This is a genomic window from Streptomyces sp. NPDC053755 (assembly GCF_040677675.1).
In the GTDB taxonomy this organism is placed as follows: Bacteria; Actinomycetota; Actinomycetes; order Streptomycetales; family Streptomycetaceae; genus Streptomyces.
This window is the reverse complement of the sequence record NZ_JBFASK010000009.1, coordinates 66,774-73,117: the sequence shown is the minus strand read 5'-3', so window position 1 is coordinate 73,117 and position 6,344 is coordinate 66,774. Positions and strand designations below refer to the sequence as shown.

At 74.2% G+C, this 6,344-nt stretch carries 6 protein-coding genes; 2 read left to right on the top strand and 4 right to left on the bottom strand.

Annotated features, from left to right (window positions below):
- The first annotated feature begins 152 nt into the window (after positions 1 to 152).
- Entirely contained in the window at positions 153 to 1,052 is a 900-nt protein-coding gene (locus AB0K65_RS12010) for an SDR family oxidoreductase (RefSeq protein WP_365715680.1), read from the top strand.
- A 118-nt stretch (positions 1,053 to 1,170) separates the two neighbouring features.
- On the top strand, positions 1,171 to 1,950 hold the full coding sequence (locus tag AB0K65_RS12005; RefSeq protein WP_365715679.1) for a VOC family protein: 780 nt from the start codon (positions 1,171 to 1,173) through the stop codon (positions 1,948 to 1,950).
- A 19-nt stretch (positions 1,951 to 1,969) separates the two neighbouring features.
- Here the strand turns inward: AB0K65_RS12005 and AB0K65_RS12000 are convergent, their stop codons facing one another.
- The 4 genes from AB0K65_RS12000 to AB0K65_RS11985 form a co-directional block, all read right to left on the bottom strand.
- Positions 1,970 to 2,806 (bottom strand): enoyl-CoA hydratase/isomerase family protein, encoded by an 837-nt coding sequence (locus AB0K65_RS12000; RefSeq protein ID WP_365715678.1) that lies wholly within the window; start codon positions 2,804 to 2,806, stop codon positions 1,970 to 1,972.
- A 41-nt stretch (positions 2,807 to 2,847) separates the two neighbouring features.
- Positions 2,848 to 3,600 (bottom strand): PIG-L deacetylase family protein, encoded by a 753-nt coding sequence (locus tag AB0K65_RS11995; RefSeq protein WP_365715677.1) that lies wholly within the window; start codon positions 3,598 to 3,600, stop codon positions 2,848 to 2,850.
- Between the two features lie 76 nt (positions 3,601 to 3,676).
- Positions 3,677 to 4,975, bottom strand: a complete 1,299-nt coding sequence (locus AB0K65_RS11990) for an alpha/beta fold hydrolase (RefSeq protein ID WP_365715676.1) — start codon at positions 4,973 to 4,975, stop codon at positions 3,677 to 3,679.
- Positions 4,976 to 5,080: 105 nt separating this feature from the next.
- Positions 5,081 to 6,184 carry a glycoside hydrolase family 5 protein gene (locus AB0K65_RS11985; RefSeq protein WP_365715675.1) on the bottom strand — a complete coding sequence of 368 codons (1,104 nt, stop codon included), beginning with the start codon at positions 6,182 to 6,184 and terminating at the stop codon, positions 5,081 to 5,083.
- Between the last annotated feature and the right edge of the window lie 160 nt (positions 6,185 to 6,344).

Sequence of the window (6,344 nt, the reverse complement as noted above, 5' to 3'; positions counted from 1 at the left end):
TGAGCGCCGGCCGGGTACGGGGAGGGCGGCGCCGGACGTGGCAGGCCCCCCGGGCGCGGGAGCGGCCGGGGCCGGTGTCCCCGCGCGGGGCGCGGCCGCTTGGTCCGGCGGCGGGGCTTCAGTTCTCGCGGCCGCCGCGCTATCGATGCCGTATGACGGACGAAGCGACCGACCCGCCGGGACTGCCCGCCCCTCCCCCGCTCGGCGCGAGCGCGCTCGCGCCGGGGACCTACGACGGGAGGGTGGTCCTGGTGACCGGGGGCGGCTCGGGTCTGGGCAAGGCGATCGCCGCCGAGTTCGCCCGCCTCGGGGCCGAGCTGATGCTCGTCGGCCGCACGGCCGCCCGGCTCGAGGCCGCCCGCCTCGCACTCGCGCCCCTCGGCGGGACGCGGGTGGCGGCCGCGGTCTGCGACATCCGCGACCCGGAGGCCGTCGCGGGCGCCTTCGACGCCTGCGAGGCGGCGCTCGGGTCCCGGCCGCACGTCCTGGTGAACAACGCGGCCGCCAACTTTCCCGTCCCGGCCGAGGAGCTGTCGCCCAACGGCTGGCGGGCGGTCGTCGACATCACGCTGACGGGGACCTGGTTCGTGACCCGGGAGTTCGCGCGACGCCATCTCGCCGCCGGGACCCCGGGCTCGGTGGTGAACGTCGGCGCCTCGTACGCGTGGACCGGCGGCCCCGGGTTCGCGCACTCGGCGGCGGCGAAGGCCGGGGTCAAGAACCTGGTGGAGACGCTCGCGGTGGAATGGGGGCCGTACGGGATCCAGGTCAACGGCCTGGTGCCCGGGCTGATGCCGCACGAGGACATGACCGCCGGCATCCGGGCCGGTCTCGACCGCGCGGGGGCACCCGGCGGACGGCAGCCGGCGCTGCGGGTGGGCCTGCCCCGCGAGCTGGGCTGGGCGGCGACCTTCCTGGCCTCTCCCTACGCCCGTTTCGTCAGCGGGCACACGCTCGTGGTCGACGGGGCGAACTGGCAGCGCCGGAGCGTGGTCGGCGATCCGGTGGTGCCGGTGCGCGAACAGCTGGGACGGGGGCGGTTCGAGGTCTGACGGGCGCTGAGCCGTGCGGATGAATCCCGGGACGCCCGGGCTGCGGCACCCGGGCGGCGCGGCGAGGATCGGCTGTGGTGGCCGGACGACCTCCGCAAGCTGAAAGGCAGGGCCTCGCATGCTCGGTACGGACTTCACCACGGGCTCCCCCGTCTGGCTCGACCTGGGCAGCCCCGACACGGCGGCCGCCGCCGCGTTCTACTCCGGCGTCTTCGGCTGGGAATTCGCTCCCGTCGGCCAGGATGACGTCGACTACGGCTTCTTCCAGCTCGACGGCAAGACGGTCGCGGCCCTCGGGGCCCTGACCCAGGAGGGGGCGGGCTCCGCCTGGATGCTCTACTTCCAGACCCCGGACGCGGACGCCACCGCGAAGGCCACCGCGCAGGCCGGCGGACGGGTGCGCGCCGAGCCCTTCGACATCCCGGACGCCGGGCGGATGGCCCAGCTGACCGACCCGGGCGGCGCCGAGTTCGCGGTGCGGCAGCCGCCCGGGCGCATGGGCCTGGAGAAGACCTCCGAGAACAACACCCTGTGCTGGGCCGAGCTGCACGTCGGCGACCCGGCGGCCGCCGTGGACTTCTACGGCGGGCTGTTCGGCTGGCGGTCGCAGGACATGGACGCCCCGGGTATGACCTACCGGGTGCTGTCCACGGCCGAGGGCGATCAGCAGGACGCCTCGTTCGGCGGGATCGCCGCGCTGGGGGACGGCGGGGACTCGGCGCGCTGGATCCCGTACTTCGCCGTGGCGGACGCGGACGAGACGGCCGCCCGGGCGCAGAGCGCCGGCGGGTCGGTCCTGATGCCGGCGGCGGACGTTCCGGACGTGGGGCGGATCGCATGGCTGGCGGACCCCTTCGGCGCCGCCTTCGCCGTCCTGAAGCCCGCGCCGCAGATGTAGGCCGGGCGGCCTTTGCGGGTCAGCGGCCCTCGAAGCGCGGGGGCCTGCGGGCCGCCTTCGCCGTGTAGCCCTCGCGGGCGTCCTCGGACGTCAGGGTGAGCGCCGAGGCGAGGGCGGCGCGGTCGAGGGCGGCGTCCAGGCCGTGGTCGGCGTAGGCGTCGATGTCCCGCTTGATCGCGCGGACGGCGAGGGGCGCCGCCGCGGCGATCGCGGCCGCCGTCTCCCGGGCGGCCGCGTCGAGTTCGCCGGCCGGCGTGACGCGCTGCACGAGGCCGAGGCGCTCGGCGGTGGCCGCGTCGATGCGGCGGCCGGTGAGCGCCAGGTACTTCGCCCAGCCGGCGCCCGCCTCGCGGGCGATCCGCAGGTCGCCGCCCGCGTCCACCGCGACGCCGATGCCGGCCTCGGGCAGGGCGAAGACGGCGTCGTCGGCCGCCAGGCGCATGTCGGCCATCAGCGCGAGCTCGAAGCCGAAACCGAGGCAGTAGCCCTGGACGGCGGCCACGACCGGCTGCGGGAGCCGGGCGAAGACCGCGAAGCGCTCATGGACCCAGCGGATGCCTTCGGCGTAGCGCTGGGTCCGTTCGGCGCCCGAGCGGCCCGTGATCGCGCCGCCGGGCGCGGTGACGTCGACGCCGGCGCAGAACGCGCGCCCCTCGGCCCGCAGCAGGACGACCCGGACCCGGTCGTCGAAGCGGATCCGGTCGGCCATGATGCCGAGCTGGCGGCTCGCCTCCCAGCTCCAGCCGTTCAGCTTCTCGGGCCGGCACAGGGTCAGCACACCGATCCCGTCGTCGCCGACGTGCAGCCTGAGACGCTCCTCGCCCTCCGGGATCTCCCTGTCGAGCGTGTCGATCACCGTGGCCCCCCACTCCCCCACCGCACTGACGGGCGGTCAGGCTAGCGCGGGAACACCTCGAAGGCGACGGCGGGACGGCCGCCGAACCGGTCCGCGAAACGCTGGTTGTTGCCGGCGATGAAGGTACGGACGTACTCCTCCGGGTCCGTGTCCGTCAGCCCGTCGAGATAGGCGCGGTGGGCGAGCAGGGAGCGGACGGAGCGTTCCAGGCCGGGTGTGGCGTCGACGGCGTGGGTCGGGGTGGTCGTTCCGGCGACCGCGACCCAGCGGACTCCGTCCCACGGTTCCAGGCCCTGCTCGGCCAGTTCGGGGAAGACCCAGCGGTTGCCCGCGTCGCCCGCCGCGTCGAGCGTGGCCCGCCCGACCGCCACGTGGTCGGGGGTGTTCCACGCGCCGCCGACCGCCGGGCCCCAGGTGTCCCGGTGGTTGAGGGTGACGACCAGCTCGGGACGGTGCCGCCGGATGGCGGCCGCGATGTCACGGCGCAGACCGGGGCCGTACTCGATCACGCCGTCGCGGTGGTGGAGGAACTCCACCGCAAAGACCCCGACGACGGCCGCGCTGTCGCGCTGCTCCTGTTCGCGCAACGGGCCGCAGACGGCGGGGGCGAGGGAGTCGATCCCGGCCTCGCCGCGGCTGGCGAGCACGTACGCGACCTCCTTGCCGGCGTCCGTCCAGGCGGCGACCGCGGCGGCGCAGCCGTACTCCAGGTCGTCGGGGTGGGCGACGACGGCGAGGGCCCGTGTCCAGTCGTCCGGCATCTCTTCCAGAGGCGGGGGGTTCGTGTCGATCATGAGCGCAGGATAGGGGTTTCGCCCCGGACCGGGGCGGCTTGAGCGGTCCGTCATCGGCGCTCGGGCCGTCGGGCGGTCAGCCCTCACCGCGCGCGAGGGCGAGCAGCCGGTCGAGGACGCGGGGGCCGCCCGCCCGCACGCCGTCGTGCTCGAACTCGTCGGTGACCCAGGTCCGCAGGCCGCGGATGGCGCGGGCGGTCTCCAGGGAGTGGGCGGTGTCGACGTACAGGTCGTCGTGGTAGACGGCCGCGGCGACGGGCACCTCGTTGGCCGCGAGGCGTGCCGGGTCGTAGAGCGGTGCCCAGTCGGCGCGTTCGGCGAGGAGGTGGGCGGTCTCGCGCAGCGGGCGCAGCGCCGGGTCGGTCTCGAAGTGCCAGGGGTGGACGGTCTCCCCGGTGAAGAGGAGCGGGGCGTCGCCGGTGAGGGTCCGCTCGGCGTCGAAGCCGGGGAACTCCGCGCGCACCCGGTCGGCGGCCCAGGCGGTGGGGCCCTGCCCCTGGGCGTAGATCGCCTCGTGGAGCACGGCGTACAGCGGGTGTCCCGCGTGCGAGAGGAGGTACTGGACGTTCTCCAGGAAGGCGTCCGACAGGGCCGGCCCTTCGGCGGTCGGGACGAACGCGTCCTCCAGGAGGAGGTGGAGCTGGTGGGTGCCCTCGCCGCCGCCGAGGAGGCTGCCGAGGGACTGGAAGGACGGCGCGGTGAGCAGGCCGCCGTTGGGCAGGCTGACCGGGCGTTCGACGAGATGGGCCGCGATCCGGCGGGCGCGTTCGACGTCCTGCGGATAGCGGGCGTAATGAGCCTCGGCCTTGCGCCGCATGCGCGGGAAGGCGGCCCGGTAGACCGCGTCGGCGTCGTGGTGCAGGGAGGGCAGGCCGCCGGTGATCAGGACGGTCTGGAGGCCCTCGGGGGCGGTGGAGAGGTAGTGGACGGCGCAGAACCCGCCGAAGCTCTGGCCCAGGACGGTCCAGCGGGCTCCGCCGGTGAGCCGTCGCCGGATCAGCTCGCAGTCCTTGACGATGGAGTCGGCGCGGAAGTGGGCGAGGTGGTCGGCCTGCTGCCGCGGGGTTCCGCGCAGGGGCAGCGTCTGGCGGTTCGCCGGCGTGGAGTGTCCGGTGCCGCGCTGGTCGAGGAGGAGGACGCGGAACTCCTGGACGGCCCGGCCGAGCCAGGCTTGCCGGCCGATGAAGCGGCGCGCGCCGAAGCCGGGTCCGCCCTCCAGGTACACCAGCCACGGAAGGTCCGCTCCGGCCTGGTCGCTCGCGACGGCCTCGCGTCCGTAGACCTCGATCCGCTCGCCCTCGGGATCGGCGTGGTCGAGCGGCACGCTGAAGCGGTGGTCGGTGAGGACGAGGCCGGGCTGGCGGTAACGGGTCACTGCCGCTCCTGTTCGATGCGCCCCCGCCCGCCCAGTGGATCACAGTGCGTGGAGCGGGGGCGCATCGAGGGGGCGTCGGGAGGACGCCCGTGCCTCGGGGAGGTGTCAGGAGGTCGGGAAGTCGTCGGCGGTCCTGATCCGTTCCCGGATCCACACGCCGGCGGGCTTGAGCGCGGAGGTCCCGGTCCAGGGGCCGTTGCGGTCGCAGGTGCCGGTGCGGAAGACGGCGCCGCTGCGGTGGTCGTCGGAGAAGTTCCAGTTGACCCAGCTGATCTTCTTGGCGGCCATGAGGTCGAGGTAGCGCTGGGTCATGGCGAAGTCGTCGGTGCCTTCACCGGCGTAGTTCTGGGTGCCGAACTCGGTGACGAAGACGGGCAGCCTGTCGGCGGCGCGGGAGAGGGTGTTCAGGTACTCGTCGCGGTGCGAGTACGCGTAGAAGTGGAAGGTGTACATGACGTTGGAGGCCCTCACCGGGTCGGCGACCACCTCGGACTCGTTCGCGCCCTCGGACACGCCGAGCGAGGACCACGCGCGCGTGCCGACGAGGACCGGGGTCTCGGCGTCCTTGGCGCGGATCACGGGGATGAGCCGCTCGGCGTAGCTCCTGACGCGGGACCAGGAGACGCCGCTGGGCTCGTTGGCGATCTCGTAGAGGAGGTTGGTCTTGGCGCCGTGGCGCTGGGCGATCTCGGTGAAGAAGGTCTTCGCGCGGGCGAGGTTGTGGTGGGGGTCGCCCGGGTCGAGCATGTGCCAGTCGACGATCACGTACATCCCACGGGCCGTGGCCTGTTCGATGAGCGCGTGGGCCAGGTCGGTGTACTTGCGCGGGTCGGTCTCGTACCCCTCCTCCTGGACGTAGGTGGAGACGCGCAGGACGTCCGCCTTCCAGTCCTTGGCGAGCGCGTCGAGGGAGCCGCCGGTGAGGCACTGGCTGTACCACTGCGTGCCGTGGCTGGACATGCCGCGCAGCTGGATGGGCTTGCCGTACCGGTTGCAGAGCTTGGTGCCGCACACCTTGAGCTGGCCGTTGACCGCGGCCGGGCTTCCCACCGGCACGGCGGCCGCCGCGGGTTCGCCGGTGACGGGGGCGGGGGCGGCGGCCGCGGTCTGGTGCGGTGAGGCGGCGAGGCCGAGGAGCAGGGCGGCCACGGCCGCGCCGGCGGCGCCGAGGGAGCGGAGGCGGGGACGAGCCGATCGTGCCGATGTCATGGGGGTCTCCACGGAACGATGGATTGGAAGGAAAGTTTCCTAACCAATGGATAGCAGCCGGAACGACGGCGTCGCAAGGGTCATGACAACAGACGGTGTTCAGCGGGCTGTCCCCCGGCCGCTTCCGTCCGCCCCCGGCTCTGCCCCGGTCCGCCCTGGT